The organism is Streptomyces xylophagus, from assembly GCF_000716435.1.
Taxonomy (GTDB): Bacteria; Actinomycetota; Actinomycetes; order Streptomycetales; family Streptomycetaceae; genus Streptomyces; species Streptomyces xylophagus.
Genome location: NZ_JNWO01000023.1, coordinates 63685 through 90367, shown reverse-complemented (window position 1 = coordinate 90367; position 26683 = coordinate 63685). Strand labels below are relative to the sequence as shown.

The window sequence follows — 26683 nt, the reverse complement described above, 5'->3', positions numbered from 1 at the left end:
GTCCTACGCCGTGATGTCCTTCGCCGTGAACCTCGCCCATGCCGCCGACCCGAACACCGCCACGTACAGGGCCTGCAAACCGAGGTTCTTCACCAGGTCGTCCCAGTAGACCGGTTCGCGCATGAGGTCGGCGAAGGACAGCCAGTAGTGGGAGAAGAAGTACGGCTGGAGCGCGTGCAGTTGGGGGATCTGGTCGAGGATCTGGACGGTGATCAGCAGGCCCACGGTCGTCGCCATCGCCGCGATGCCGCTGCTCGTCATCGTCGAGATGAACAGGCCCAGGGCCGCTATGCCGGTCAGTGACGCGGCCACCACCAGCGCGATCAGCAGCGCCCGGCCCAGGCCTTCCGTGAAGCTGATCTGGGTGCCGGAGATCGTCGTCAGGTCACCCAGGGGGAACAGCAACGCCCCGACCGTCAGCGCCGAGAGCGCCACGACCAGGGTCGCCACCACGCAGAACGTCATCACCGTCGCGTACTTGGTGAGCAGCAGGCGGGTGCGGCCGGCCGGGGCCACCAGGAGGTAGCGCAGGGTGCCGCCGCTCGCCTCGCCCGCGATCGCGTCGCCCGCGACGACGCCGATGGCCATGGGGAGGAAGAAGGGGAGGGTCGCGGCGAGTGCCGTGAACACCAGGAACAGGCCGTTGTTGGTGATCTGCGCGATGAACGCCGGTCCTCCGCCGCCGTCCCCGCGCCCGGGCCCCGCCCCGTCCTGCGTCTCCAGCTTGACCGCGATACCGACCAGGATCGGCACGGCGGCCAGCACACCGAGCAGCGCGAGCGTGCGCCAGCGGCGGAAGGTGGTCACCAGCTCGCTGCGCAGCAGTCCGAAGGTCCACAACGGGCTGACTCTGCGGAGTACTTCAGCCTGCGACATCGAAGCCCTCCCCCGTGAGCGCCACGAACGCGTCCTCCAGCGAGGCCCGTTCGACCCCGAAGCCGCGGACGCGGACTCCGGCGGTCACCAACGCCGCGTTCAGCTCGGCCAGTTCACGGTCCGGCGGCTCGGCCGTCACCCGTTCCTCGGCTACGACCACGTCGGCCAGCCCCTGTTCCTTCAGTACCCGTGCCGCGTCCCCCGTGTCGGGCGTCGTCACGAACAGCCGGCCTCTCGTGCCCGCCGCCAGCTCGGCGACCGAACCCTGGGTGATCAGCTTGCCCTGGGCCATCACCGCCGCGTGGGTGCAGACCTGCTCGATCTCGTCGAGGAGGTGGGAGGAGAGGAAGACCGTCGTGCCGTCGGACGCCAACTCCCGGATCAGGGAACGGATTTCGCGCATGCCCTGCGGGTCGAGGCCGTTCGTCGGCTCGTCCAGGACGAGCAGGTCGCGGGGCTGGAGCAGTGCGGAGGCGAGGCCCAGCCGCTGCTTCATGCCCAGGGAGTACGCCTTGGCCTTCTTGCCGGCGGCCGCCGTCAGACCCACCCGGTCGAGGGCGGCGGCGACGCGGGTCCGCCGGGTGCGTGGGTCGGCGGTCGGGTCGGCGGCGTCGTAGCGCAGGAGGTTGTCGCGGCCGGAGAGGAAGCCGTACAGGGCGGGGCCCTCGATCAGGGCGCCGACGTGCGGGAGGACCGTGCGGACGGATCTCGGCATGGGGCGGCCCAGGACGCGGGCCGTGCCGGAGGTGGGTTCGATGAGGCCCATCAGCATGCGGATGGTGGTGGTCTTGCCGGAGCCGTTCGGGCCGAGGAAGCCGAAGACGCTGTCCGCCGGGACGGTCAGGTCGAGACCGTCCACGGCGAGCTGTCCGCCGCGGAAGCGCTTGGTGAGTCCGCGGGTGGCGATGACGCCGTCACCCGCGTCCACCACCTGCCGTGGTTCCGGCTCCGTGGCGGACAGTTCGTCCATCGGCTCCCTCAATTCCCGGTCTCCGTACGGTACTTGTCTACTTCGCGGCGTCGGCCGCCTTCACCAGCGCGCTCTTGGTGACCGCGCCGACGTACACCTTGCCGTCGTCGGTGACCAGGGCGTTGATCAGCCGGGTCGAGTAGACCGTGCCCGAGCCGAACGAGCCCTTCACCTGGTCGCCGAGCGAGCTGAGGAAGCCGCCGAGGTCTCCGCCGCCGGACGAGGAGCCGGACGGGATGCCCTGGCCGCCGGTCTCGAGGACGGCGATGGAGTTCCAGCCCTTGCCGAGGACCGTGGGATCGTCGGCGCCCTTGCCGAGACCCTTGTCCGTCTTATCCGTCTTGTCGTTCTTGCCGAACGGGGCGGAGTGGTCCGGAGTGGCCTTCTTCGCGCTGTCCTCCGTGGTGACCTTCGCGCCCTTGGGCACCTTGAAGTCGAACGTCGAGGCGGCCGGCTTGGCGAGGCTGAGCTGGGTGAAGCCGACGTCGACGACGGCCGCGCCGCCGCTCGCCGGGGTGAGCGTGAACTTGAGCGGCAGGCCGGTCTTCGCGTCCACCGCGATGCTGATCGCGCCGACCGTCGTACCGGACTGCTTGGGCTTGATCAGCAGCTTGTAGGCGTCGCGGCCGGCCACGTGCTCGGTGCCGTCGACGGTGACCGAGGTGGTGTCGTCGACCGACTTCAGCGCCTCGTCGGTGAGGCCCTTGGGCGTGGCCCTGGTCTCGTCGCTCTTCGAGGAGTCGGCGGCGGTGGTGCCGTGGTAGACCTCGTTCGACTGGCTGTCGTAGCCCCACACGTCCTTGCCGTTGTGGATGAGGCTGTACTCCGCCGCGTTCTCCAGGAGGGAGACCTTCTGCTTGTCGGGGCCGTCGGCCGCGACGCGCAGGGTGTGGGTGCCGGTGGCCAGCTCGGTGAGCTTGGCGGTGGGGTCGGCCGAGGAGCCGTCGCCGGACTTCGTGGCGCCGGACAGCATGCTGCTCTCCAGGCCGCCGAGGTCGGGCAGGCCCAGGTCGGTGCTGATCTTCACGGTGCCGGACAGCTGCTGGACGTCCGACTTGGCGACCTTGTCGATGAGCTGCTGTGCGGTGATCTTCGGGAGATTCGGGTCGCCGGAGTCGGCGAGCGCGGGGACCAGTCCGATGGTCGCCGCCGCCACCCCCACCACGGTGACCGGGACGATGTACCGCGCCGCCCTGCGCCGCCCGGCCCGGAGCTCGTCGCGCTCTCCGGTGTCCGTGCTGTCGTCGGTTTCGTACGGTGCCATGTCTGCCTTACCTCCGTCGTCGGCGGCGGCCAGTCCGTCCTCTGCACGTCCCACCCTGTGCCGCCATTCTCACCCGAATCGGTGAGGAGTGGTGATTTCCGTGTTCTCCATCTGACCAAATCGGCGAGGGATAAGCGTCAGACCCGGGAGCCAACTCCGCGTACACCTGGGGTATGACACACGGAGGCGGCGCCTCCCCGAACCCCTAGGGGAAGGGGGCGCCCGCACAAGGCAGTTGACCGGCATCGAGTAGAAACCGTCTCGAATCCGTACATATGGGTGGCAGCACACCGCATCGACCGAAGGGGTCGCCATGCACGCCACCCAGCACCTCACCGGATACGCGGCAACGGGCGCCGCGATCCTGACACTCACCCTCGCCGGATGCGGAAGCAGCGGCAGCGGTGGAAGTGACGGCTCGGCCGGCACACCGGCCGCCGTCACCACGTCGACGACCCTCATGACCGCCAAGGTCGACAAGGTGGGCACCGTCGTCACCGACAGCAAGGGGTACGTCCTCTACCGCTTCGACGCGGACTCCGCGCATCCGACGAAGGTCAGCTGCTACGGCACCTGTGCGGTGGTCTGGCCCGCCGCGACCGCCAAGGGCTCCGTCACCGTCAAGGGCATCGACAAGAGCCTCGTCTCGACGGTGAAGCGCTCCGACGGGGCCTCCCAGCTCACCCTGGCCGGCTGGCCCCTCTACCGGTACGCCAAGGACGACGAGCCCAAGGAGGCCTACGGCCAGGGCGTGGACGGCACCTGGTGGGCGGTGACGCCCACCGGAGCGAAGGCCGCGACCGCCGCTGCCTCCAGCACCGGAGGCAGCGGCTACTGACCGGCCTCAGCCCGCGCGGTGCACCACCGCGTCGCACATCTCCAGGAGGGCGACCTTCGCGTCGCACTCGGGGAGGGGGGCCAGGGCCGCGCGGGCGTCCTCCGCGTAGCGGACGGTGTCGCGGCGGGCCTGTTCCAGGGCGGGGTGGGTGCGGAGGCGGGAGAGGGCCTCGGCGAGGCGGGCGTCGTCCGTGAGGTCGGAGTCGAGGAGCTCGCACAGGGCGATGTCCTCGGCGAGGCCGAGACGCTCCGCCCGCTCCCTCAGCCGCAGCACCGGCAGCGTGGGGATGCCCTCGCGCAGGTCCGTGCCCGGGGTCTTGCCGGACTCGTGGCCGTCGGAGGCGATGTCCAGGACGTCGTCGGCGAGTTGGAAGGCGACGCCGAGCCGCTCGCCGTACTGGGTGAGGACGTCCACGACCGTGTCGTCGCAGCCGGCCATCATCGAGCCGAAGCGGCACGCCACCGCGACCAGGGAGCCGGTCTTGCCGCCGAGCACGTCGAGGTAGTGCTCGACCGGGTCGCGCCCGTCGGACGGGCCGGCCGTCTCCAGGATCTGGCCGGTGACCAGCCGTTCGAACGCCTCTGCCTGCACGCGCACCGCTTCGGGGCCGAGGTCGGCCAGAGTGTGCGACGCGCGCGCGAAGAGAAAGTCGCCGGTGAGGACCGCGACCGAGTTGCCCCAGCGGGTGTTGGCGCTGTCCACGCCCCGGCGCACGGCCGCCTCGTCCATCACGTCGTCGTGGTACAGCGTGGCGAGGTGGGTCAGCTCGACGACGACGGCCGAGGGCACGACACCCGGCGCGTACGGATCGCCGAACTGGGCGGCGAGCATGACGAGGAGCGGCCTGAAGCGCTTCCCGCCCGCGCGCACGAGGTGCTGGGCGGCTTCCGTGATGAAGGGGACCTCGCTCTTGGTGGCTTCGAGCAGACCCTCCTCGACGGCCGCCATTCCGGCCTGGACATCGGCTTCCAGAGCCTGGTCCCGCACGCTCAGCCCGAACGGCCCGACGACGGTCACGAGGGGTCTCCTGTCTGCTGGTGTCCCTGGGCGGTCACACGGATTGTCGATAGGTCGCTGCCATCACTCAAGTCAGCGTATCCGGTCGGCTTTCGATCACCGGTGCCACCCACCCCAGTCCAGGCCAGGCGGTATCGGATCACGACCGGTATGTTTTTGATCAACTGATAAGAACGGACATTTGTCGACTTACGCGGAAGTAGTGGATCGTGTCCCGAACCGCACTGGAAGCCGAGCCCGACAACGAGCCGCCTCCCGCGGACGACCACGCCTTCTTCGGCCAGCCCAAGGGCCTGCTCACGCTCTCCGGTCTGGAGGTCTGGGAGCGCTTCTCGTTCCTCGGCATGCAGGCCATCCTCGTCCTCTACTTCGCGGATTCGGTCGCGCACGGCGGCATGGGCATGTCGTCCGGAACGGCCGCGTCCGTGTCCGCAGCCTACGGAACGCTGGTCTATCTCGTCTCGGTCGCGGGCGGCTGGCTCGCCGACCGCATCCTCGGCTCGTTCCGCGCGGTGCTGTGGGGCGGCATCCTCATCGCCTGCGGGCACTACGCGATGGCGGTCCCGACCTCCACGATGACCTGGGTCGGCCTCGGCCTGATCAGCGCCGGCACCGGCCTGCTCAAGCCCAACGTGGCCACCATGGTCGGCAAGCTGTACCGCACCGACGACGACCGCCGTGACGCCGGTTTCGCGCTCTACTACATGGCCATCAACATCGGCGCCTTCGCGGGCCCGCTGATCACCGGCTGGCTCGGCGACCACAAGGGCTGGCACTGGGGTTTCTCGGCCGCCGCGGTCGGCATGACCTTCGGCCTCGTCCAGTACGTCGCCGGCCGCCGTCACCTCGCCGGTCGCAGGAACACCGCGGAGTTCGCACTCGCACCGGACGCGCTGCGCCGCGCGGTCCGGCTGATCGTCGCAGGCATCCTGGTGGCCGCCGTGCTCGCGACCGGCCTGGCCCTCGCCGGGTGGCTCACGATGGGCCGCTTCGTCGACCTGCTCACGGTCATCTCGGTCATCGCGCCCGTCGTCTTCTTCACGGTGATGTTCACGAGCCCGCGCGTGACCCCCGAGGAACGCGGCCGACTGCGCCCGTACATCGTGCTGTTCCTGGCCTCCACGGTCTTCAACTTCATTCTCTTCCAGGCCTATTCGACGATGATGCTGCTGGCCGCGTCGAACGCCGAGACGACCATTCTCGGCTTCGACTTCCCCGCGAGCTGGTACGCGAGCGCGCTCGGCGCCTTCGAGGTCGGGCTCGCGCCCGTGGTCGCCGCGGTCTGGGTCCGCATGGGCCGCGGCCAGCCGCACGCCTCCAACAAGATCGCGATCGGCGTCGTCCTCGGCGGCCTCTCCTTCCTGCTGATGGTCCTGCCGACCAGCGGACACAGCGGCGACGCCTACCGGATGTCGGCCTGGTGGATCGTCGGTTCGTACTTCCTGCTCGGCCTCGGCGACATCCTCCTGGAGACCTCCGGCATGTCCGCCACCACGAAGCTCGCCCCGGCCGCCTTCTCCAGCCAGACCATGTCCCTCTGGTTCCTGTCCCTCGCCCTCGCGAACGGCATCCAGGCCCAGACCGTGAAGCTCTACGACGACGTCTCCAAGCCGGCCTACTTCGGCGTCAACGGCGCGATCGCGGTGGCCGCGGGCCTCGCGGTGATGGCCGCCGCGCCGTGGCTGCGCCGCACCATGCATCCGGTCCACTGAACCAAGGGGGTCCCGCTCATGCACATCCGTACGTCCTTCCCCTACGAGACGGCTCACGAGGACCTCCGTATCCCTCTCCCGGACGGAACACGCCTCTACGCGCGCGTGTGGCGCCCGTTGACCGAGGAGCCCGTACCGGCGCTCCTCGAATACCTCCCGTACCGCCTGACCGACTGGACCGCGCCCCGGGACGCCCAGCGCCACCCCTGGTACGCGGGCCACGGCTACGCCTCCGTCCGGGTCGACGTGCGCGGGCACGGCAACAGTGAGGGTGCCCCCGGCGACGAGTACGACGCACAGGAACTCGCGGACGGCGTGGAAGTCGTCAACTGGCTTGCCGCGCAGCCCTGGTGCACCGGCAAGGTCGGCATGTTCGGCATCTCCTGGGGCGGCTTCAACTCCCTCCAGATCGCGGCCCTCGCACCCGAGCCGCTCAAGGCGATCGTCACGGTCTGCTCGACGGACGACCGCTACGACAACGACGTGCACTACATGGGAGGTTCCGCCCTCGCGGTCGACCTGCACGCCTGGGCGGCCACCATGCTCGCCTTCGTCGCCCGCCCGCCGGACCCCGAGTACGCGGGCCTGGTCTGGCGCGACATGTGGCTCAAGCGCCTCGAACAGATCGACCCGTTCATCCACACCTGGCTCGCCCACCAGATCCGGGACGACTACTGGCGCCACGGCAGCGTCTGCGAGGACTACGGCGCGATCAGCGCGGCCGTCCTGGCGGTGGGCGGCTGGCACGACCCGTACCGCGACACGGTCCTACGGCTCGTCGAACACCTCCCGCCGGACCGCGTGCGCGGCTTGATCGGCCCGTGGTCGCACCAGTACCCGGACCGGGGCCTGCCGCCGGGCCCCGCGATCGGCTTCCTCCAGGAGACGCTCCGCTGGTGGGACCAGCACCTCAAGGGCATCGACACGGGAGTGATGGCCGACCCCCTTCTGCGCGCCTACGTCAGCGACTCGCACCCCCCGGCCACGGTCTACGACACGCTGCCCGGCCGCTGGGTAGGCGAGCCCGCGTGGCCCTCGCCCCACGTGAAGACGACGACGTACGGCCTCCGGGGTGCCCCCGTGCTGGTCCGCTCCCCCATGCACACCGGTGTGGACGCGGGCCGTTTCTTCCCCTTCGGGAACGACGCCGACCTGCCGCCTGACCAGCGGGACGAGGACGCGCGGTCGGCGTGCTTCGAGTTCGAGGTGCCGGCCGAGACGTGGGTGCTGGGGCGGCCGAGGGTACGGCTGCGGCTGACGAGTGAGGTGGAGCGCGGGCAGGTCATCGCCCGGCTCTGTGATGTGGCCCCCGACGGCGCCTCGACCCTGGTCACCCGGGGTGTGCTGAACCTGTCGGCGCGGCACGGGCGGGACCGGGCGGTGCCGTGGACGCCGGGTACCACCGAGGACGTGACCTTCGAGCTGAACAGCATCGGGCACGCGTTCCCACCCGGGCATCGCATCCGGCTCGCGGTGTCGTCGGCGTACTGGCCGTGGATCTGGCCCCAGCCGGAGTCGGCGGCGGGGTTCACGCTGGACCCGGAGGGCAGCGCGCTCGAACTCCCCGTGCGGGAGCGGGAGTTGACCTCCGGCATTCGTTTCGAGGAACCCGAGGAGGCCGAACCGCTCGGGGTCAACTTCCCGGCGACCTTGGACGAGCCGCGCCCCGAGCGGCTGGTCGTGCGGGATGTGGCGAAGGGCGAGTGGCGACTCGAGGTGGACCCCCGGTACGGCGGCACGCGCGTGTATCCGGACGGGCTCGAGTTCACCGAGGACGCGCTGGAGACGTACACGATCGACGAGTCGGACCCGTTGTCGGCCCGTACGCGGTCCGACTGGTCGATCCGGCTGCATCGGCCGGAGCTGGGGTGGGACACGACCGTGCGGACGCGGTCGGAGATTACTTGCGACGAAACGGACTTTCTTACCTCTAACGAGGTGATTTGCACCGAGGGCGGCGAGGTGATCTTCCACCGAACTTGGGAGAAAAGGATTCCGAGAACTGCCAGTTGAGGATGAATGCCCGATTTGCCGTTGTTAATCCTCCCGTGAGTTGGGTCACGCGTTTCTGTGGATGACCTGTGTCCCGGTCTGCCCGTGTTTTCCCTTACGGCATTTGACAGTTGAAGCTTGGCTCGCGCAAAGGATCAAGTGCCCCATACGCCTCAGACCAAGGTCAATAGGGGTTAGGTGTGATTCCGCCACTTGTTCCGGACATGTGCTCTCGCATAGTTTCCCGGCCTGTCGAGCGGAACGCCGAATCCTGCCGCCGCCCGGCATCCCAGCCACGAACACATCTCGCACGGCAGGAGCGGGGGAACCAGGTAAGTCGCCGGACCGGTCATCTCGACCGGGACGGCTTGGGGTTAAGTCACGTCCGCAAGGGCTTGGCCGGGCACCTCCCAGCCCGAACCCGACAGCTCACCTCGCAGGCGACGGAGAGGAACCTCGTCATGCCTGCAACCGCTCAGTCCCGCCGCGCCCGCCTTGTCCGCCGTGTCGTTGTCGCCGGTACCGGTGTCGCGATCCTCGCCCTGCCCGTCGTGGGTGCGACCACCGCGTCCGCGGCCACCACGTCTTCCACCTCGACCACGCTTGCCGGGTACCCCAACACCCTTGACGGGTGGATTCGGGAGTCGCTCGCGATCATGGCGCAGAAGGGGATTCCGGGTACGTACAACGGGATCTACCGGAACGTGATCCGTGAGTCGTCCGGTAACCCGTACGCGATCAACAACTGGGACTCCAACGCGGCGGCGGGTACGCCGTCCAAGGGGCTTCTCCAGGTGATCGACCCGACGTTCAACGCGTATCACGTTTCCGGGACTGCGTACGACCCGTATGACCCGGTTGCGAACATCACCGCGGCCTGCAATTACGCGGCGGCCGTGTATGGCTCCATCGACAACGTGTACGGGGCTTACTAGAAACGTTGGACCAGTCACGACGGGTTGTTGTTTGTCTGCAGCGCCGTCGTGGCTGGTCGCGCAGTTCCCCGCGCCCCTAAAAAAAGACGGCGTTTCAGCTGAAGAGTCTTTCCAGTACCAGGGCGATGCCGTCGTCCTCGTTCGACTTCGTCACCTCGTCCGCCACCGCCTTTAGTTCGGGGTGGGCGTTGGCCATCGCCACTCCGTGTGCTGCCCAGTCGAACATCGGGATGTCGTTCGGCATGTCGCCGAAGGCGATGGTGTCGGACGGGGTCAGGCCCAAGTGGCGGGCGGCCAGGGCGAGGCCCGTTGCCTTGGTGATGCCGAGTGGCTGGAGTTCGACGGTGCCGGGGCCCGACATGGTGACCGAGGCCAGCGAACCGACCACCGAGCGCGCCGTGGACGCCAACTCGTCGTCCTCCAGGGCGGGGTGACGGAGCAACACCTTGCTGATGGGTTCCGCCCAGAGGTCGTCCCGTCGATCGACCCGTACCGCGGGGAGCGTGGGGTGCGGCATCAAGTAGCCGGGCTCGATGAGCGTGAGGCCGTCCACGCCGTCCTGGTCCACCGCCGCGTACACCTGGCCCACTTCCGCCTCGATCTTGCCGAGCGCGGTCTCCGCCAACTCCCGGTCCAGGGTGACCGACCAGAGCAGACGGTCCGCGCCGGCGTCGTACAACTGCGCGCCCTGTCCGCACACCGCGAGCCCCCTGCTGCCGAGGTCCTCGAGGAGCGGGCGCACTCTCGGGGCGGGCCGGCCGGTGACGACGAGGTGCCGGGCACCGGCCGCCGCCACCCGCCGCAGTGCGGCGAGGGACCGGTCGGAGAGCGTGTCGTCGCCGCGCAGCAGCGTTCCGTCCAGGTCGGTGGCGATCAGTGCATATGCGAGAGGTGCGGCCATGATCAGAGAATACGGATGGAACGCCCCACGGACTCGACGCGAACCGGACGGCTGCTGCCTTCACATCCGTTGACCCGTGTTCCGGTTGACTTGACGGTTACGGCACTTATGCCGACTCCCGGACGACCAGTTCCGTCGGCAGGATCACGCCCGCCGTGTCCTCTCCGGCGATCTGGGCCAGCAGCATCCGCACCATTTCGGCGCTGATGCGGTCGTAGGGCTGGCGCATGGTCGTGAGGGCAGGGGTGATCGCCGTGGCCGCCGCCGAGTCGTCGAAGCCTCCGACAGCGATGTCATCGGGGACCGAACGGCCTGATTGCTGGAGGGTGTTGACGACTCCGAGGGCCATGAGGTCGGAGGCTACGAACACCGCGTCTATGTCGGGGGCCTGCGTGAGGAGTCTGCGGGCTGCCTCCTCGCCTCCCGTGCGGCGGTAGTCGCCCTCCACCACCAACGCCGGGTCGTGCGGGAGGCCCGCCTCCGTGAGGACGTCCCGGTAGCCGGCCAGGCGGTCGGGGCCGCCGGGGGCGTCGAGCGGGCCGGTGACCATGCCGATGCGGCGTCTGCCCCGGGAGATGAGGTGGCGGACCATCTCCTGGGCGCCGTCCCGGTCGGCTGCGGCCACGTAGCTGTACTTGGAAGCGGTGCCGAGCGGTTTGCCGCAGGCCACCAACGGGATGCCGGCGTCGCGGAGTTCGGCCGCGACCGGGTCGCCGCTGTGGTTGGAGACGAGGAGTACGCCGTCCACGTGACCCGAGGTGATGTACCGGGTGAGGCGGCGGCGGTCGTCCTTGGAGGAGGCCAGCATCAGGAGCAGGGGGATGTCGTGGCGGGCCAGGTGTTCGGTGCAACCCCGCAGCAGGACATTGAAGTTGGGGTCCTCGAAGAACTTCTCCTGCGGCTCGGTGAGGAGGAACGCCACCGAGTCCGACCGTCCGGTGCTCAGGGAGCGGGCGTGCCGGTTGACGACGTAGCCCGTCTTCCTGATCGCCGTCTCCACCGCGGTGCGCGCGGCCGGCGAGACGTAGTGGCCGCCGTTCAGGAACCGGGAGACGGTCCCCCGGGAGACCCCTGCCTCCCGGGCCACGTCGTGGATGGTGGGCGGTTTGCGGCGTCCGTTCGGACTGGTGGCCATGGTCCTCGTTCTGCCGGTTCAGTGGGGGGAGTTGGAGCTCAGTACTTACACCTCAGGACTTACCTCTCACGCCTTGACCGAGCCGCTCAGCAGGTCCAGGGACCAGAACCGCTGGATCACCAGGAAGAGCGCGATCAGCGGCAGGATCGCGAGGAAGCAGCCCATGATGACCAGGGTGTAGAGCGCGGGTTGGGAGGCGCCTTGGTTGAGCAGGGTGTAAAGGCCCAGCGTGAGCGGGAACTTGTTGTCGTCCGCGAGCATCACGTACGGCAGCAGGAAGTTGTTCCAGATGCCGACGAACTGGAACAGGAACACCGTGATGAGCCCTGGCATCATCATCGGCACCGCGATCCGCGAGAAGATCCGCCACTCGCTCGCGCCGTCCATGCGGGCGGCTTCGAGGAGTTCGTTGGGTACGGAGGCCGCCGCGTAGATACGGACGAGGTAGACGCCGTAGGGGGAGAGGATCGACGGCAGGAGCATCGACCAGTACGAGTCGGCCAGGCCCAGCTTCGAGAGGAGCAGGTACTGCGGGACCGTCAGCACGATGCTCGGGACCAGGACGCCGGCCAGCATCAGTTTGAAGACGAACTCCCGGCCCTTGAAGGCGAATCGGCCCAGCGCGTAGCCGCCGGCGGCCGAGACCGCGGCGGAGAGAAGGGCGCCGCCGCCCGCGTAGAAGAGGGAGTTGACCATCCACTGCCAGTAGATGCCGTCGCGGTAGGAGCTCAGGTCCTTCAGGTTGTCGAGGAAGCCGGAGCCGGGGGCGAAGGTGAACGTGGAGAACAGTTCGCCGCGGCCCTTGCTCGCCGCGATGACCACCCAGGCCACGGGGATCAGGCAGTACAGCGAGCCGAGGATCAGCACCAGGGTGGGGACCCACGCGGTGCGCTTGGGCCGGCTGTCGGTGGCGGTGAGGGTGAGGGGGGTCATGCCCGGTCCTCCCGGGTGTAGCGGTCGGAGATGCGCAGCAGCGTGAAGGAGAGCGCGAAGGTCGCGAAGGCCAGCACCACGGCGGTGGCGGAGGCGCCGTAGATGTCCGACCTGAGGAAGGCGGCGTCGTAGATGGCCATCAGCGGACTCCAGGAACCGGAGATGCCGTTGGTCAGCGGCTTGAGCGCCATGGGCTCGGTGAAGACCTGGAGCGTGGCGATGACCGAGAAGAAGAACGTGAGCACCAGCGAGGGCAGCACGATCGGGATCTTGATCCGCAGGGCGATCTTCAGGTCGGAGGCGCCGTCGATCTTCGCGGCCTCGTAGATCTCCTGCGGGATCGCGCGCAGGGCGGTGTAGATGACGATCATGTTGAAGCCGGTGCCGCCCCACACCGCGATGTTCGCGAAGGACAGGTACAGGTTGCCGCCGTCGAACAGGTCGGGCTGCGGGAGGTTGAACTCGCGCAGGAGGTAGTAGAAGGGGCTGACCGTCGGCAGGTAGAGGAAGCCCCACATCAGGGCGGCGATGATGCCGGGGACCGCGTACGGCAGGAAGATCGCGAGGCGGGCGAACTTGGCGCTGCGCGCCTGCGGGGTGTCCAGCATCAGCGCGAAGACCAGGGCGAGACCGAGCATCGTGGGGATGACGATCAGGCCGTAGCCGAAGGCGCGCAGGACGCTGTGGCCGAACTCGGAGTCGTTCAGGACGTCGGTGTAGTTGCCGATGCCGTTCCACACCTGCTCGCGGGCGCCCTTGCCGAGGCCGAGGCCCTTGACCTGGACCTTGTGGAGACTGAGCCACACCGCGTACCCGATGGGCACGACGGTGAAGGCGGCGAACAGGAGCACGGCCGGTACGAGGAACCAGTACGGCGCGCTGCGGCCACGGCGGCGGATGCGGCGGGGGCGGACGGAGGTGGCGGTGCCGTCCGCCAAGGGCCCGGCCGTCAGGTCGGAGCCCTTGAGCGGAGTGCTGGTCATGCCTCGGTCACCTTGAAGCCCTGCTTCTTCATGTCGGTGAAGGTCGCCGACTGCATGGTGGCGAGCGCGGTGTCGAACTGCGCCGCCTTCTTCGCCTTGGTGGCCGTGCCGAAGGCGTTGCTGAAGGTGTCGTAGGCGACCTGGACGTTCGGGCCCCAGGCGGAGGCGGCCGTGGTGGCGGCGATCTTCGCGGCCGTGTCGTAGAAGTCGGTCTGGTTCGGGAAGAACGCGGGCGGCGTGAGCACCGAGCCGGACTGGCCCTTCGTGGCCGCCGGATAGATGGCGACCTCCTTGACCAGGGCGGCGAGCGCCTCCGGGTCGGTGTTCAGCCAGTTCGCGAACTTGGCCGCGGCCTCGGCGTGCTTGGAGTCGGTGGAGACACCGGTGGAGGAGCCGCCCCAGCTGCCGGTGACGCTCTCGCCCGCGCTCCACTGCGGCAGCGGCGCCATCCGCCACTTGCCCTTGGTGTCGGGGGCCGAGCTGACCAGCACACCGGGCGCCCACACGGCGGAGACCCAGGCGATGTTGGTGCCCTTGTTCAGGGCGTTGTTCCAGGCCGGCGTGTACATCGGCTGGTTCTCGATCACGCCTTCCTGGACCAGACCGCCCCAGAAGTCCGCGACCTTCTTGGTGGCCGCGTCGTCGATGCCCACGGTCCACTTGCCGCCGTCGCCCACGGTCCACCACTTGGCGCCGGCCTGCTGCGCCAACCCGGCGAACAGACCGGGGTCGTTGGACGAGAACGTCGTCAAGTAGGCGTTCGGAAGTGCCTTCTTGGCGGCGCGGGCGGTCTTGGCGAAGTCGTCCCAGGTGGCGGGGACGGTCAGGTTGTGCTGCTTGAACAGGTCCTCGCGGTAGAAGAACATCAGCGGCCCGGAGTCCTGCGGTATCGCGTAGACCGCGTCGGTGCCGAGCGTGACCATGCCCCAAAGGCCCTCGGCGAACTGGGACTTGGCGGACTTCGCGTACTTCGAGATGTCCGCGAGCACGTCGTTCGAGACCAGCGTCGGCAGCGACTGGTACTCGACCTGGATGAGGTCGGGGGCGTTGCCCGCCTTCTTCGCGGTGATCAGCTTGGAGACGATGTCCTTGCCGGCCGCCTGCTTCGAGACGGTGACCGTGATGTCCGGGTTCTTCTTGTTCCAGATCGCGGCGACCTTCTCCATGTTCGGCGCCCAGGTCCAGTAGGTCAGCTTGACGGGCCCGCTGCTCTTGCCGGAGTCGTCGTCGGAACCGCCACAGGCGGCGAGGGTGCCCGTGAGGCCTACGGCTGCTGCCCCGGCAAGAATGCTGCGCCTGCTGAACTGGTGGCGGTGGATCGACATCTTCATCTCCCCTGACTGAGTGCGAGCCGGTCCCCGATGTCCCATCGGAGGTCCCGCATGCTCTGCACGGCTCTGTGACCGTGCACAGTAGAGAATTGTTTCGGACCCTTGTCAATGGATGAACCGTGGGGTTACCTACTTGTTGCTGACGGATGGACGCCGCAACCATCCATGTGCACGATCACAGAATCACTTACTTTTTGGTCGCCGATCCCCGGGAGTGAACCCATGCCGTCCCCCGCCCCGCACGACCGTCTGCCGCTCGCCTTCGGAGGTGACTACAACCCCGAGCAGTGGCCGCAGGAGGTCTGGGAGGAGGACGTACGGCTGATGCGGGAGGCCGGTGTCACGGCGGTCTCCCTGGGCGTCTTCTCCTGGGCCCGTCTCGAGCCGCGCCCCGGCGAGTACGACTGGGAGTGGCTGGACAAGGTGATCGGCCTGCTGCACACGGCCGGGATCTCGGTGAACCTCGGCACGCCCACGGTGGTGCCGCCGGCATGGTTCTACCGCGCACACCCCGACGCGCTCCCGGTGACGCGCGAGGGCGTCCGCCTGGCCTTCGGCTCGCGCGGCGCGATCTGCCACTCGAACCCCGACTACCGTGCGGCGGCGACGACGATCACGCGGGTGCTGGCCGAGCGCTACGGCAACCACCCGGCGGTGGTGTTGTGGCACGTCCACAACGAGTACGGCGCCCCGGTGCTCGCCTGCTACTGCGATGTGTGCGCGGCGGCTTTCCGCGACTGGCTGCGCGAGCGCCACGACACCCTCGACGCCCTCAACCAGGCCTGGGGAACGGCCTTTTGGGGCCAGCAGTACGGCGACTGGGAGGAGATCACTCCGCCCCGAGCGACCCCGTCCGTGTGCAACCCCACCCAGCAACTCGACTACCACCGCTTCGCCGACGCGCAGGCCCGCGCCAACTTCGTGGCCGAGCGCGACATCCTGCACCGCCTCTCCCCCGGCGTCCCCGTCACCACCAACTTCATGGTCGCGCCGAGCCAGGGCCAGACCGTCGACTACTGGGCCTGGGCCAAGGAGGTCGACCTCGTCACCAACGACCACTACCTGATGACCGACGGCCGCCGCACGCACGTAAACCTGGCGCTGGCAGCCGACTTGACGCGCTCGGTGGCGGGCGGCGGCCCGTGGCTACTGCTGGAACACGCCACGTCCGGGGTCAACTGGCAGCCGTACAACCCGGCGAAGCGCCCCGGCGAGATGGCCCGCAACTCACTCGGGCACGTGGCGCGCGGCTCCGAGGGCGCGATGTTCTTCCAGTGGCGCCAGTCGCAGTCGGGGGCGGAGAAGTTCCATACGGCGATGCTGGCGAACTCGGGTACGGAGAACCGGGGTTGGCGCGAGGTCACGGACCTCGGCCGACGCATCGCGGGCCTCGCTGATCTACGGGGCACACGGACCCGGGGTGACGTGGCGATGGTGTGGTCGTGGGACTCGTGGTGGGCGCAGAGCCTGGAGTGGCGGCCGAGCCAGGACTTGGACGCGCGGGAACGGTTGGACGCGTTCTACGAGGCCCTGTACGACCGGCACTTGACGGTGGACTTCCTGCCGCCGACGGGACTCGGTGACCTGGACCCGTCCCGATATCCACTGCTGGTGGTACCGCAGTTGTACTCGGCGCCGGTCGGGGTGGGCGCGGATCTGGAGCGGTACGTGTCGCGGGGCGGCACGCTGCTGGTCTCCTTCTTCTCCGGGATCGTCGACGAGAACGACACGTTGCACGCGGGCGCGTATCCCGGAGCGCTGCGGGACGTACTCGGCCTGACCGTCGAGGAGTTCGACCCGTTGCTGCCGGGCGAGACGGTGTCGGTGCGGGGTGCGGACGGTTCGTCGTACACGGCGGATCTGTGGTCGGAGGTCGTGCTTCCGGGTGCGGGCTGCGAGACGGTCGCGGTCTTCGCGGACGGCCGTACGGCGGGAGGGGCGGCGCTGACCCGGCATGCGGTGGGGTCGGGGGCGGCCTGGTACTTGGCGACGCGGCTTACCGGCGCCGACCTGGCTGCCGTGGTGGACCTCGCCCTCGCGGACGCGGGCATCACGCCGGTCGATCTTCCCCGCGATGTCGAACTCGTCGTACGGGAAGGCGAGTCGGGGACGTTCCGCTTCGCGGTGAACCACACCGGGGGCGAGGTGAAGGTGGTACTGCCGGACGGGGGGTGGGCGGCGGTACCGGCGGGCGGGGTGGAGGTCTTCCGGGACCCGCGCTGACCAACTCCGTTGCACGGCAGCTTAGTTCCGCCACCGCTGCCAATTGCTCTGAATTGCTGTCATGGAAAGGGAACTTCGTTATGCGCAGACGCAGTGTTCTTACGGCGGCCGGTGCGGTCGGTGCAGCCGCGCTTGCAGTGCCGGTGTTGGGTGCGGCGCCCGCGACGGCCGCGGACCGGCGCTGTCTGGAGATCCGGGGAATGGACATCTCGTCGCTCCCCAAGGACGAGGCGTACGGCGCGGTGTACCGCCACGCGAACGGCCGCCGGGACGACCCCATCCGCATCCTGGCGGACGCGGGCGTCACCCACGCCCGCCTCAAGGTCTGGGTGAACCCGGCCGACGGCTACAACAACAAGCAGCACATCCTGCCGCTGGCGAAGCGGTTGCGCCGGGCGGGTATCGGCATCTGGGTCGACTTCCACTACTCCGACACGTGGGCCGACCCGTCCCACCAGACGAAGCCGGCGGCCTGGGCCGACCTGGACGTGGCGGGCCTGACGAGGGCGGTCTACGACCACACGGCCGACGTACTGGGCGCGTTGCGCCGCCAGGGCACCCCGGCCGACCTGGTCCAGATCGGCAACGAGATCAACGGCGGCCTGCTCTGGCCCACCGGCAAGAACTGGGGTGACGACGCGGGAGGTTGGGGCAACCTCACGGCCTTCCTGAAGGCGGGTCTGACGGCGGCGCGCGACACCACCCCCCGCATCCGCACGATGCTCCACATCGCCTCGGGCGGCGACAACGGCACGTCGCGCTGGTGGTACGACAACGTGGTGGCCGACGGGGTCGACTTCGACATCATCGCCCAGTCGTACTACCCGTTCTGGCACGGCGCGCCGGCGGCAGCGGCGGCCAACTTGGCGGATCTGGCGGCGCGTTACGACAAGCCGGTGCTGATCGCGGAGACGGCGTACCCGTTCACGCTGGAGAGCGAGGACGCGACGAACGACATCATGTACGACCCCTCGCAGCTCACGGAGGGGTACCCGGCGACCCCGGCGGGGCAGGCGGCGTGGCTGCGGACGGTGGCGGACCTGATGGTGGATGTGCCCGGGGGTAAGGGGCTGGGCTACTGCTACTGGGAAGGCGTGTGGACGTACCGCAAAGGCGACGGCTGGGACCCGACCGACCCGACGTCCGGGAACGCGTGGGAGAACCTGGCGCTGTTCGACTTCGAGGACAAGGCGCTGCCGGCGTTGAGGACGCTGGGCCGCTACCGGTCGTAACGCCTCCGCGTGACGAGTCCAACCCGTACGGTGACTTGTCCAGTGCTTGTCCGGTGCTGTCCGGACTGCCGGCAAGTGCTGTACGGGTAGGGGCGTGTGCGGCATGGCCGTACGTCGGAGGAGCACGGGATGAGCGTGGACAACGAGGTGGACGAGCCGGGTTGGGAGGTCGACCCGGACGACGAGTGGGGGTTGGCGGTCCTCGCGACGGTCGGGCGGCAGTTGAGGCTGCGGCGCGAGGCGGTGGGGATGCGGGTCCCGGACTTCGCGGTGGCGGTGGGGTACGGCGAGGACCTGGTCTACAAGATCGAGGGCGGGAAGCGGATCCCGCGGCCCGAGTATCTGGACAAGTCCGAGGAGGTGTTGCGGGCGGACGGGCTGATCTCGGCGATGAAGGAGGACACCGCCAAGGTTCGGTACCCCAAGAAGGTGCGGGCGCTGGCGAAGATGGAAGCACAGGCGGTCGAACTTCAGCTCTACGATCCCCTGAGCATCCACGGATTGCTCCAGACGCCGGAGTACGCACGCACCCTTCTTCTGATGAGGCGCCCCGCGTACACCGGGGACGAGGTGGAGCGGTACATCGCTGCGCGTCTGGCACGCAAGGCGATCTTCAAGCGGGACCCCGGACCCGAACTCGGCTTCGTCTTGGAGGAGTGGACACTCCGGCGTCCGCTCGGAGGGAAGGCATTGCTGCGCCGACAGCTGGAACATCTCCTGGAGACAGGCCAGTTGAGGAACGTCGAGCTTCAGGTAATGCCGATGGACCGCGAGGAGCACGCGGGAGTCGACGGCGGAATCGATGTGCTGAAGTTCGCCGACGGCTCGGCGGTGGGACGCTCGCCGGTCGTGGCGAACGGCCGACCGGTCTCGGAGCCCAGGCAACTACGTATCCTGGAACTGCGGTATGGCATCATCCGGGCTCAGGCTCTCACCCCGCGTGAGTCAACAGCCTTCATCGAGCAACTGCTGGGGGAAACATGATCCGCGAGCCCGAACTGGCCTGGTTCAAGAGCAGCTACAGCAGTGGCTCCGAGGGTGACTCCTGCGTCGAAGTGGCCACCACCCCCGCCACGATCCACATCCGCGACTCCAAGCACAACAACGCCCAGGGCCCCCGGTTCGCCGTCACGCCAACCACTTGGACGAACTTCGTGACGTACGCGTCCGAAGCCTGACCCACCCGCTCACCTCAACGCGCTTCTCTACTCGGAGAGTTGCGCGATGGCCGCCTGCACCGTTTCCAGCAGCGCGGCCAGGCCGGGCGCCTCCCACTCCACGGCCGTGTAAGTCATGGTGACGCGCGTCCCCACAGCGTCGATCTCCACGATCCGCCTCCCCTTCCGGTCGGGGCCGGTGACGCTCAGGCGCATGTGCCGGATATGGAAGCGTTTGGGGTAGTTGCCGAAGATCTCCAGTATCCGACCGTCGAACGAGTACAACTGGTGGCCGACCGTGGCCGTGATCTCGTCATCCACGGGCGAACCCTATGCACGGCGATCAGACCGCTGCCGTATCGATCGAGGAAAACCCGATGGCGGCACGGTGGATCCCTCCGGTAGGAGTGGAGTCATGGCCAGAAGTGCCCACCACATTCGCCACAACGCTGCCCAATCTCCGCAGGCGGCTTTCCGTCCCGGGAGCCCGTGGAGAGCCGTCCAGGTGCGGGAGCTTCGCTATAGCTCCGAGCGCCTGCGCTCCGCCACGCTGGAGGGGTGGCGCCCGTTGCCACAGGAGGTACGACGATCTGTTGCCGTGTACTCCTTCGCCCACAGCAATACGCGCGGAGGGACGGTGGCGGCTCTCGCCTACATTGAGGAGCGGCGCGCTCGTCAAACGACAAGACGTCAGCTGCATCTGGTGCGAACGGGACTGGCGACGGACATCGAGATCGAGACTGGACGCCACCGGCACAGCGCCCGTTGGCTCGCCTAGAGCGGACCGTGCCCTGCCCCACAGACCAGGCCGACACCACGCACGGCGACGATGACCGCTGGTCGGACACGGACATCGTGTCGGCCGTGCGCGGCGAGGTGGCCGACGCGTTGGACGGCAACGACTCTTCGGCACCCCAGCGGCCAGTCGGCCGCGTACGGCGAGAAGGGGCCGTGTCGGGGGGTGTCCGCCCGCAGCGGTTGGCGCGTCAACACGGCCGAGTTGGTAGAAGACCGATTCCGCGCCGTTCCGAGGACGGACACCCCCCGACGCGGCCCCGACCCACCACCAAACCGCAGGCGACCCACCCACGGCCGACCGCCGACCACCGCAACCCACAAGCCAACCTCGCCACGGCAACGGAGCCGACCTACTCGGATCCCCAACTCGCGGCCCACCTACGGCCGATGCTCACGGAGCTACGGAGCTGACGTAACGCATGGGCACGACCCCGCACATCGACCTCGACCTCATCCCCGTCCCGCCCGGCCAGGTTACCCTCTCCGACCGCCGCACAGAACGCAGTTGGACAGTCGACCTCGCCCCCTTCCACCTCGGCACCTTCCCCGTCACACAGGAGCAGTACGCCAAGGTCACCGGCGAGCGGCCCAGCACCGCACAGGGCAGCGACCGCCTCCCCGTGGAGACCGTGTCGTGGCAGGACGCCGTGCACTTCTGCAACTCCCTCTCACAACAAGAGAAGTTGACACCCGCGTACGACGTCGACGCCCACGGCGAGGCCGTCGTACGACAGAACCCCTCCGCCGACGGCTACCGCCTCCCCACCGAGGCCGAGTGGGAGTACGCGTGCCGGGCCGGCACGAGCGGCCCCCGCTACGGACCGCTCGACGACATCGCCTGGCACCGCGGCAACTCCGAGGAACGCCCCCACGAACCGGGCGGCCGACTGCCCAACCCGTGGGGCCTGCACGACATGATGGGCAACGTGTGGGAATGGTGCTGGGACCTCTACGACCCGGAGGTCTACGGCACCTACCGGGTACTGCGCGGCGGCGGATGGTTCGACGAGCACTGGAGCTGCCGCGCTTCGGTACGGCGCCGAAGCCACCCGACGTTCCGCGTGGACGACGTGGGCTTCCGCGTCGCCCGTTCCATGATCACCTGAGCCCGCCCGAACCGTCAGCCCAGACCGTCCGCCCGAACCGTCCGCCCGGCCCAACTACCCGTGCGCCGCCGCCAGATGCTTCGCCAACCGCGGCGAAGCGAACTCCGTCCCGCACACGAACCGCATCACCGGCCCGTACGACGACGCGGCCGGCAGCCCCGTGAAGTACACCCCCGGCACGGACGACACATACCCGGCCCCGAGCTTCGGCGTACCCCGGCTCACCGCGAGTTGGGTCCGCAACTCATGCCCCAGGAAGTCCATCGCCGCGATGTCCACCCGGTACCCCGTCGCCGAGATGACGTGATCGGCGGCGAGTCGCTGGGTCCCGCCGCCGAGCGTGGCGACGGTCAACTCGGGGCTGCCGTTGGCCACTTCCGCCCGTACGATCCGATCGACCTCGCTGACCTGAACCTTCCCCTCGAACCGCTCACGCAGCCACCACGCACCCAGCGGACCGAGCACCCGGCGAACCAGGTAGTGCCGGGTCTGCTCGGGCAAATAGCGGTACGGCTGCGGGTAGTAACTCAACGCCCACAGCGACCACGCCCGCCCGAACGGCGACTCGGGACGCAGCTTCGGCTGCTCCCATGGCGCCGCACCGAAGGCGACCCGCCCCCGCCCGCGCGAGACGATCCGCACACTCGCCCCCGCCTCCGCCGCGAGCGCCGCCGTCTCCAGCGCGGACTGCCCGGCGCCGACGACGATCAGCTCCTTGCCCTTGAACCCGCTCAGGTCATGGTGCTGGGAACTGTGCGAGACGGGACCGGTGGGTACCGGGCCGTCGGCCGCCGCTGCCGCCAGCTCGGGCGGAAGGTTGGCGAGGCCGGAGAGTCCGGTCGCCACGACCACCGCCCGCGCCGTGAACAACTCCCCCGAGTCCAGCTTGATTTCGAAGCCACCGCCCTTGTTCCGGTCGACGGACACGACCCGCACCCGCTCCAGCTCGGGCACCAGCTTCTGCTGGAACCACTCGCCGTAGCCGATGAAGGTCTCCACCGGGATGATGTCCTCGTCGGTGACCAGGCGGGGGATGCCGGCCGCGTCGCAGTAGTCGACGAGGTTGTGGCCGGGCTGCGGGGCGTCGAAGTTGGAGGCGGCGGGGGTCGACTTCAGAAGCATCCCGGCGGGCATGTGGTCACGCCAACTGACCATGGGCTCGCCGAAGACACGGACCGGGATGCCGCGCGCCCTCAGATGCGCGGCGGTGGAAAGGCCGAACGGCCCGGCACCGATGACTGCTACCGGTTGAATCACGAAGTCCCTCCCCAGGACGTCAATTCGTCACTTCGTGCTGAAGCTGCTGGTACTGCGGCCAGAGGTCACTGACCACTGCCAGCTACTTGCCACTAGCTACTAGCCGCTAGCTACTGGTGCTGCTGCCACGCCGATTGGTACGCCACAGCTGGTAAAGATGCCTAGCGCCCGGCCGCACGAAGCGGGCGAGCATCGTGAAGAACGGCCGCAGGTCGTCACCCGCGAGCCAGGCCAGCTCCGTCCCGGTCGCCCTCGCCGGCGCGTGCGGCGTCGTATAGCCGCTGCGGCGGTAGGCGAGGAGGGCGGGCAGGTCGATGTTCTCCACGATGTACCGGTGTCCGGCGCGCTGTTCCCCCTCCGGGACGGTGCGGCCGGTCAGGTCGAGGTGCATGGCGCGGACGACGTCCACCCCCGACTCGTTCTCGAAGAGCCGGAACTGGGCGCCCATACGGGGGTTGAAGTCGAGCAGTTTGTACTGACCGTCGCGCCGGTCGAAGCGCAGGTCGAGGTCGATGATTCCGGTGAAGCCGATCTGTTTGATGAAACGCGCGGCAAGGTCCGCGAGTTCCGGATTGTCCACGACATACGCATTTGCCGTCATGCCCGCGTGCGGCGGCCAGGAGCGCACCTTGACGCCGGTGAACATGGCGAGCGGGGTGGAGTCCTGGTCGAAGTAGGCGTGCACGATCCAGTCCTCGGCGTCCTCCCTCGGCAGGTACTCCTGGAGGATCACGCCGGGGTGCTCGCCCCAGTCACGGGCGAGCGTGAGCAGCCCCTCGCGGGTGGTGATCTTCGTCGTACCGTTCACCGCCGGCTGAGAGCGCCGTACGAACGCCTCCCTGTTCTTGGCCACGATCGGGAAGCGGGCCTTCTCCGCGAAGTCGACGATGTCGTCGTACGACTGCGGGAAGGCGGCAGTGGGGCTGGGTATGCCGTGTTCCACACAGAGTTCGTGCAGTCCCTGCTTGCTCGCGAGCCGGCGCGGCAACTCCCGCTCCACGCGCGGGAAGAGGAAGCGGTCGCCGAGCGCGTCCTGGTGCTCCGCGATCAGGACGGCGGCCTCTTCGTCCGTGGGTATGAGGACCGTGGGACGGCCGATTCGGCGCCCGATGCGCAGCAGACCCTCCACGAGTCGCCCGGGTTCCTCCGTGCCGGTCGTCGGCCACACGAACGCGCGCTCCAGGTAACGGGACGCGGCCGCGGGCGTGTAACGGTCCTCCGTAATCGCATACATCGGCACGCCGAGGCGCCCCAGACTGCGGATCGCGCCCACGCCTCCGTGATGCAGCGGATAGTCGCCGAACTTCACGATCAGGCCCGGCACTTGGCGGTCGGCCTCGAAAGGCACGCTGCCGGTGCTTTTGGCCACGGGTCCCCCCACGTGTCCCCCCTACGGACCGGACCCACCCCGTCCGTGTCCCCCAAAGGACGCTAAGCCGGAATTGCCGCTTCCGACAAGACCTATTCGGACATTGCGAACTCTTTAGACACTGCCGAGACGTGCAACTCACCCGTAACGTTTGGCGCGGCGATACGCCATCACCTGACATACGGATCGCACGAGTACGCACGAGAGTGAGGCAGTACCCATGCCCCCCTTCGACCTTCCCGAGGGCGACCCCTTCGGCCCGCACAACCTTCCGTACGGCGTCTTCTCCCCGACCGGTTCCTCGACCGGTTCCTCGACCGGTTCCTCGACCGGTTCCCCGGCCGGTTCGGACCGGCGGACCGTCGGCGTCCGGCTCGGCGACCACGTGCTCGACGCGGGCGCCGCCGCCGCCGCGCTCGGCTCGCCGTACGTCTCCCTCCTCGCGCACCCCACCCTCAACCCGCTGCTCGCCGCCGGCCACACGGCCTGGTCGGACGTCCGGCGCGCGCTGACCGCGTGGGTGACGGTGCCGTCCCACCAGGAGACGATCGCGCCCTACTTCCACCCACTCTCCGCGGTGACCCTGCACCTCCCCTTCGAGGTCGCGGACTACGTCGACTTCTACGCCTCCGAGAACCACGCCCGGAACGTCGGCCGCATCTTCCGCCCCGACGCCCCCGACTCGCTGACCCCCAACTGGAAGCACCTGCCCATCGGTTACCACGGCCGCTCCGGCACGATCGTGGTCTCGGGCACGGATGTCGTACGCCCGTCCGGCCAGCACAAGGCCCCCGCCGACCCCGCGCCCGTCTTCGGCCCGTCGATCCGCCTGGACATCGAGGCGGAGGTCGGCTTCGTGGTCGGGACGCCGTCGACGATGGGCGAGCCGGTGGCGCTCGCCGACTTCCGCGAGCACGTCTTCGGCCTGTGCCTCCTGAACGACTGGTCGGCACGCGACATCCAGGCCTGGGAGTACGTCCCCCTCGGCCCGTTCCTCGGCAAGTCCTTCGCCACGTCGGTGTCGGCGTGGATCACTCCGCTGGACGCGCTGGAGGAGTCGCGGGTGGCGCCGCCCGAGCGCACGCACGAACTCCTTCCCTACCTCGACGACTCGGCCGAGGAACCCGGCGGCTACGACCTCCGCATCTCCGTCGCGATCAACGGCCACACGGTCTCCGAGCCGCCGTTCTCCACCATGTACTGGACGGCCGCGCAGCAACTCGCCCAGATGACCGTCAACGGCGCCTCCCTGCGCACCGGCGACCTGTACGGCTCGGGCACGGTCAGCGGGCCTGCCGAACATGAGCGCGGTTCGCTGCTGGAACTGACCTGGAACGGCCGGGACGCCCTCGAACTCCCGGACGGAAAGCGGACGTTCCTGGAGGACGGGGATGTCGTGACCCTGTCGGCGTGGGCGCCGGGGGCGGATGGCACGCGAGTGGGGCTCGGTGAGGTCACCGGGCGGATCGTGGCGCGGGACTGACGTGAGGGGTGCGGCGGGCGGGGCAGGTCCGGTGCTCGCCGTACACCTGACTCCGACCGCCCGTGCAGTCATACTGACGGCGGGCGACACACACGTCGTGGCCCCGCCCGCGGGTACAGCCGCACCCGCACGTTCTGTTGCTCCCGTTCTTCCCGTTCCTTCTGTTCGTTCCGCTGACCAGGATCCGGAGCCCGTGGCATGACTGTCTGCCTGCTCCTGCTGAGCGTCGTCGCCCTCTCGGCCGCCGTTCCGGCTCCGCGCGCGCTGACCCGGGCCGTGTGGCCGGAGCGGGAACCCGTGGTCGGCCTGTGGGCGTGGCAGTGCCTGGTCGCGACCGTCCTGCTGTGCTGTCTGGCCGCCCTCGTGCTGGGCGCCGCCGCCGTCTTCCACACCGTCCGTGACCATGTCTTCGCCCCCGCTCCCCCGGCCGTCACCGCGGCCTACGACCTCTCCGCCGCCCCCGTCTGGGCGGTCGCCCTCACGCTGTCACTCGCCTGCGGCGCCGCCTGGACCACCGCGATGCTCGCCCGCGAACTCGCCGAGGTCCGCCGCCGTCGCGGCCAGGCCCGCGCACATCTGCGCGAGCGCGCCCCCGACCTGCCCGCCGGCCTGCCCGCCGCACGGGGTCCCCTGCTCGTCCTGGAGGACGAGTACCCGGACGCCTGGTGGATGCCCGGCCACCCACCCCAACTGGTCGTGACGACCGGCGCCCTGCACCGCCTCACCGGCCACCAGCTCGACGCGGTCCTCACCCACGAACGCGGTCACGCCCGCGCCCACCACGACTGGCTGCTGCACCTGTCGACGGCGCTGGCCTCCGGCTTCCCGCACGTCCCCCTGTTCGCCCACTTCTGCGACCAGACCCACCGCCTGGTCGAGTTGGCCGCCGACGACACCGCCTCCCGCCAATGCGGCCACCTGACCACGGCGTTGGCACTGATCGAGCTGAACAACCACCGAGGCGTCCTCTCCTGCGCCTCCAGCCACCGCCTCCTCGGCGAACGCGTCGACCGCCTCCTGGACCCCCGCCCGAGGCTGGGCCGCCGACGCCGCGCCCTGACGACGACGGTGGCGGCACTGGTCCCCTTGCTGCCCCTGCTGATCGTGTTCGCGCCAGGGCTCACGGCCCTGAGCTGAGGGTCCGGGGCTGACGGCCCTGGGCGAGGGCAAT

23 protein-coding genes and 1 riboswitch are annotated in these 26683 nt (G+C 69.1%); of the genes, 11 read left to right on the top strand and 12 right to left on the bottom strand.

The window, feature by feature from the left end; all coding sequences use genetic code 11:
• Nucleotides 1-3: 3 nt before the first annotated feature.
• From OO70_RS39065 to OO70_RS39055, 3 genes are read right to left on the bottom strand one after another with little or no spacing between them, the layout of a single operon-like run.
• Nucleotides 4-876: an ABC transporter permease gene (locus OO70_RS39065; protein WP_043682654.1), complete on the bottom strand. Its 873-nt coding sequence runs from the start codon at nucleotides 874-876 to the stop codon at nucleotides 4-6.
• On the bottom strand, nucleotides 863-1846 hold the full coding sequence (locus OO70_RS39060; protein WP_043682651.1) for an ABC transporter ATP-binding protein: 984 nt from the start codon (nucleotides 1844-1846) through the stop codon (nucleotides 863-865). Before OO70_RS39060 ends, OO70_RS39065 begins: the two co-directional genes overlap by 14 nt.
• Nucleotides 1847-1883: 37 nt before the next feature.
• On the bottom strand, nucleotides 1884-3110 hold the full coding sequence (locus OO70_RS39055) for a LolA family protein (protein WP_043682648.1): 1227 nt from the start codon (nucleotides 3108-3110) through the stop codon (nucleotides 1884-1886).
• 313 nt (nucleotides 3111-3423) lie between these two features.
• Between OO70_RS39055 and OO70_RS39050 the strand changes: the two genes are divergently transcribed.
• Nucleotides 3424-3948, top strand: coding sequence for a COG4315 family predicted lipoprotein (locus tag OO70_RS39050; RefSeq protein WP_051742024.1), 525 nt, complete (start codon nucleotides 3424-3426; stop codon nucleotides 3946-3948).
• Nucleotides 3949-3954: 6 nt separating this feature from the next.
• On the opposite strand, the gene OO70_RS39045 is transcribed toward OO70_RS39050, so the two are convergent.
• Nucleotides 3955-4965, bottom strand: coding sequence for a polyprenyl synthetase family protein (locus OO70_RS39045; RefSeq protein ID WP_043682645.1), 1011 nt, complete (start codon nucleotides 4963-4965; stop codon nucleotides 3955-3957).
• A gap of 209 nt (nucleotides 4966-5174) precedes the next feature.
• Here OO70_RS39045 and OO70_RS39040 point away from each other — a divergent pair, with 209 nt between their 5' ends.
• The 3 genes from OO70_RS39040 to OO70_RS39025 all read left to right on the top strand — a co-directional run bounded on the left by OO70_RS39040 (nucleotide 5175) and on the right by OO70_RS39025 (nucleotide 9604).
• A complete protein-coding gene (locus OO70_RS39040) occupies nucleotides 5175-6677 on the top strand; it encodes a peptide MFS transporter (protein WP_043682639.1) in 1503 nt (500 codons plus the stop codon).
• 18 nt (nucleotides 6678-6695) lie between these two features.
• Nucleotides 6696-8690, top strand: coding sequence for a CocE/NonD family hydrolase (locus tag OO70_RS39035; protein ID WP_043682636.1), 1995 nt, complete (start codon nucleotides 6696-6698; stop codon nucleotides 8688-8690).
• A gap of 276 nt (nucleotides 8691-8966) precedes the next feature.
• A riboswitch (cyclic di-AMP (ydaO/yuaA leader) is annotated at nucleotides 8967-9127 on the top strand.
• Between the two features lie 3 nt (nucleotides 9128-9130).
• Nucleotides 9131-9604, top strand: coding sequence for a transglycosylase SLT domain-containing protein (locus OO70_RS39025; RefSeq protein WP_043682632.1), 474 nt, complete (start codon nucleotides 9131-9133; stop codon nucleotides 9602-9604).
• Between the two features lie 94 nt (nucleotides 9605-9698).
• Here the strand turns inward: OO70_RS39025 and OO70_RS39020 are convergent, their stop codons facing one another.
• The 5 genes from OO70_RS39020 to OO70_RS39000 form a co-directional block, all read right to left on the bottom strand.
• The gene (locus tag OO70_RS39020; protein WP_043682631.1) at nucleotides 9699-10505 is read right to left on the bottom strand and encodes a Cof-type HAD-IIB family hydrolase; all 807 of its coding nucleotides are present in this window, start codon (nucleotides 10503-10505) and stop codon (nucleotides 9699-9701) included.
• 106 nt (nucleotides 10506-10611) lie between these two features.
• Nucleotides 10612-11640, bottom strand: coding sequence for a LacI family DNA-binding transcriptional regulator (locus tag OO70_RS39015; protein WP_043682628.1), 1029 nt, complete (start codon nucleotides 11638-11640; stop codon nucleotides 10612-10614).
• 66 nt (nucleotides 11641-11706) lie between these two features.
• On the bottom strand, nucleotides 11707-12573 hold the full coding sequence (locus tag OO70_RS39010) for a carbohydrate ABC transporter permease (protein ID WP_043682621.1): 867 nt from the start codon (nucleotides 12571-12573) through the stop codon (nucleotides 11707-11709).
• On the bottom strand, nucleotides 12570-13556 hold the full coding sequence (locus tag OO70_RS39005; protein ID WP_043682619.1) for a carbohydrate ABC transporter permease: 987 nt from the start codon (nucleotides 13554-13556) through the stop codon (nucleotides 12570-12572). Before OO70_RS39005 ends, OO70_RS39010 begins: the two co-directional genes overlap by 4 nt.
• Complete coding sequence (locus OO70_RS39000; RefSeq protein ID WP_043682617.1) at nucleotides 13553-14887, bottom strand: ABC transporter substrate-binding protein; 1335 nt, start codon at nucleotides 14885-14887, stop codon at nucleotides 13553-13555. Before OO70_RS39000 ends, OO70_RS39005 begins: the two co-directional genes overlap by 4 nt.
• Nucleotides 14888-15109: 222 nt before the next feature.
• On the opposite strand from OO70_RS39000, the gene OO70_RS38995 reads away from it, so the two are divergent.
• From OO70_RS38995 to OO70_RS38980, 4 genes are all read left to right on the top strand, one after another.
• Nucleotides 15110-17110, top strand: a complete 2001-nt coding sequence (locus tag OO70_RS38995) for a beta-galactosidase (RefSeq protein ID WP_043682615.1) — start codon at nucleotides 15110-15112, stop codon at nucleotides 17108-17110.
• Nucleotides 17111-17190: 80 nt separating this feature from the next.
• Nucleotides 17191-18342 carry a glycoside hydrolase family 53 protein gene (locus OO70_RS38990; protein WP_043682613.1) on the top strand — a complete coding sequence of 384 codons (1152 nt, stop codon included), beginning with the start codon at nucleotides 17191-17193 and terminating at the stop codon, nucleotides 18340-18342.
• Nucleotides 18343-18471: 129 nt separating this feature from the next.
• The gene (locus OO70_RS38985; protein WP_043682610.1) at nucleotides 18472-19326 is read left to right on the top strand and encodes a helix-turn-helix domain-containing protein; all 855 of its coding nucleotides are present in this window, start codon (nucleotides 18472-18474) and stop codon (nucleotides 19324-19326) included.
• A complete protein-coding gene (locus tag OO70_RS38980; protein WP_043682608.1) occupies nucleotides 19323-19520 on the top strand; it encodes a DUF397 domain-containing protein in 198 nt (65 codons plus the stop codon). Before OO70_RS38985 ends, OO70_RS38980 begins: the two co-directional genes overlap by 4 nt.
• Before the next feature lie 27 nt (nucleotides 19521-19547).
• Here the strand turns inward: OO70_RS38980 and OO70_RS38975 are convergent, their stop codons facing one another.
• Nucleotides 19548-19820: a hypothetical protein gene (locus tag OO70_RS38975; RefSeq protein ID WP_043682607.1), complete on the bottom strand. Its 273-nt coding sequence runs from the start codon at nucleotides 19818-19820 to the stop codon at nucleotides 19548-19550.
• 896 nt (nucleotides 19821-20716) lie between these two features.
• On the opposite strand from OO70_RS38975, the gene OO70_RS38970 reads away from it, so the two are divergent.
• A complete protein-coding gene (locus tag OO70_RS38970; RefSeq protein ID WP_043682604.1) occupies nucleotides 20717-21403 on the top strand; it encodes a formylglycine-generating enzyme family protein in 687 nt (228 codons plus the stop codon).
• A gap of 54 nt (nucleotides 21404-21457) precedes the next feature.
• Here the strand turns inward: OO70_RS38970 and OO70_RS38965 are convergent, their stop codons facing one another.
• Together OO70_RS38965 and OO70_RS38960 are read right to left on the bottom strand one after the other, a co-directional pair.
• Entirely contained in the window at nucleotides 21458-22660 is a 1203-nt protein-coding gene (locus OO70_RS38965) for an FAD-dependent oxidoreductase (protein ID WP_043682601.1), read from the bottom strand.
• A 106-nt stretch (nucleotides 22661-22766) separates the two neighbouring features.
• Nucleotides 22767-24029 (bottom strand): carboxylate--amine ligase, encoded by a 1263-nt coding sequence (locus OO70_RS38960; RefSeq protein ID WP_234337038.1) that lies wholly within the window; start codon nucleotides 24027-24029, stop codon nucleotides 22767-22769.
• A 220-nt stretch (nucleotides 24030-24249) separates the two neighbouring features.
• Between OO70_RS38960 and fahA the strand changes: the two genes are divergently transcribed.
• Entirely contained in the window at nucleotides 24250-25512 is a 1263-nt protein-coding gene (fahA, locus tag OO70_RS38955) for a fumarylacetoacetase (RefSeq protein WP_043682599.1), read from the top strand.
• 198 nt (nucleotides 25513-25710) lie between these two features.
• Nucleotides 25711-26649, top strand: coding sequence for a M56 family metallopeptidase (locus OO70_RS38950; protein WP_043682596.1), 939 nt, complete (start codon nucleotides 25711-25713; stop codon nucleotides 26647-26649).
• The last annotated feature ends 34 nt before the right edge of the window (nucleotides 26650-26683 follow it).

Bases quoted from the DNA above. Each gene is read 5' to 3' on its own strand.
- OO70_RS39025 (WP_043682632.1), top strand. From the start codon at position 9,131: ATGCCTGCAACCGCTCAGTCCCGCCGCGCCCGCCTTGTCCGCCGTGTC.
- OO70_RS39035 (WP_043682636.1), top strand. From the start codon at position 6,696: ATGCACATCCGTACGTCCTTCCCCTACGAGACGGCTCACGAGGACCTC.
- OO70_RS38985 (WP_043682610.1), top strand. From the start codon at position 18,472: ATGAGCGTGGACAACGAGGTGGACGAGCCGGGTTGGGAGGTCGACCCG.
- OO70_RS38950 (WP_043682596.1), top strand. From the start codon at position 25,711: ATGACTGTCTGCCTGCTCCTGCTGAGCGTCGTCGCCCTCTCGGCCGCC.
- OO70_RS39065 (WP_043682654.1), bottom strand. From the start codon at position 876: ATGTCGCAGGCTGAAGTACTCCGCAGAGTCAGCCCGTTGTGGACCTTC.
- OO70_RS39055 (WP_043682648.1), bottom strand. From the start codon at position 3,110: ATGGCACCGTACGAAACCGACGACAGCACGGACACCGGAGAGCGCGAC.
- OO70_RS38995 (WP_043682615.1), top strand. From the start codon at position 15,110: ATGCCGTCCCCCGCCCCGCACGACCGTCTGCCGCTCGCCTTCGGAGGT.
- OO70_RS39005 (WP_043682619.1), bottom strand. From the start codon at position 13,556: ATGACCAGCACTCCGCTCAAGGGCTCCGACCTGACGGCCGGGCCCTTG.
- OO70_RS39060 (WP_043682651.1), bottom strand. From the start codon at position 1,846: ATGGACGAACTGTCCGCCACGGAGCCGGAACCACGGCAGGTGGTGGAC.
- OO70_RS39010 (WP_043682621.1), bottom strand. From the start codon at position 12,573: ATGACCCCCCTCACCCTCACCGCCACCGACAGCCGGCCCAAGCGCACC.
- OO70_RS39020 (WP_043682631.1), bottom strand. From the start codon at position 10,505: ATGGCCGCACCTCTCGCATATGCACTGATCGCCACCGACCTGGACGGA.
- fahA (WP_043682599.1), top strand. From the start codon at position 24,250: ATGCCCCCCTTCGACCTTCCCGAGGGCGACCCCTTCGGCCCGCACAAC.
- OO70_RS39015 (WP_043682628.1), bottom strand. From the start codon at position 11,640: ATGGCCACCAGTCCGAACGGACGCCGCAAACCGCCCACCATCCACGAC.
- OO70_RS38990 (WP_043682613.1), top strand. From the start codon at position 17,191: ATGCGCAGACGCAGTGTTCTTACGGCGGCCGGTGCGGTCGGTGCAGCC.
- OO70_RS39050 (WP_051742024.1), top strand. From the start codon at position 3,424: ATGCACGCCACCCAGCACCTCACCGGATACGCGGCAACGGGCGCCGCG.
- OO70_RS38970 (WP_043682604.1), top strand. From the start codon at position 20,717: ATGGGCACGACCCCGCACATCGACCTCGACCTCATCCCCGTCCCGCCC.
- OO70_RS38980 (WP_043682608.1), top strand. From the start codon at position 19,323: ATGATCCGCGAGCCCGAACTGGCCTGGTTCAAGAGCAGCTACAGCAGT.
- OO70_RS39000 (WP_043682617.1), bottom strand. From the start codon at position 14,887: ATGAAGATGTCGATCCACCGCCACCAGTTCAGCAGGCGCAGCATTCTT.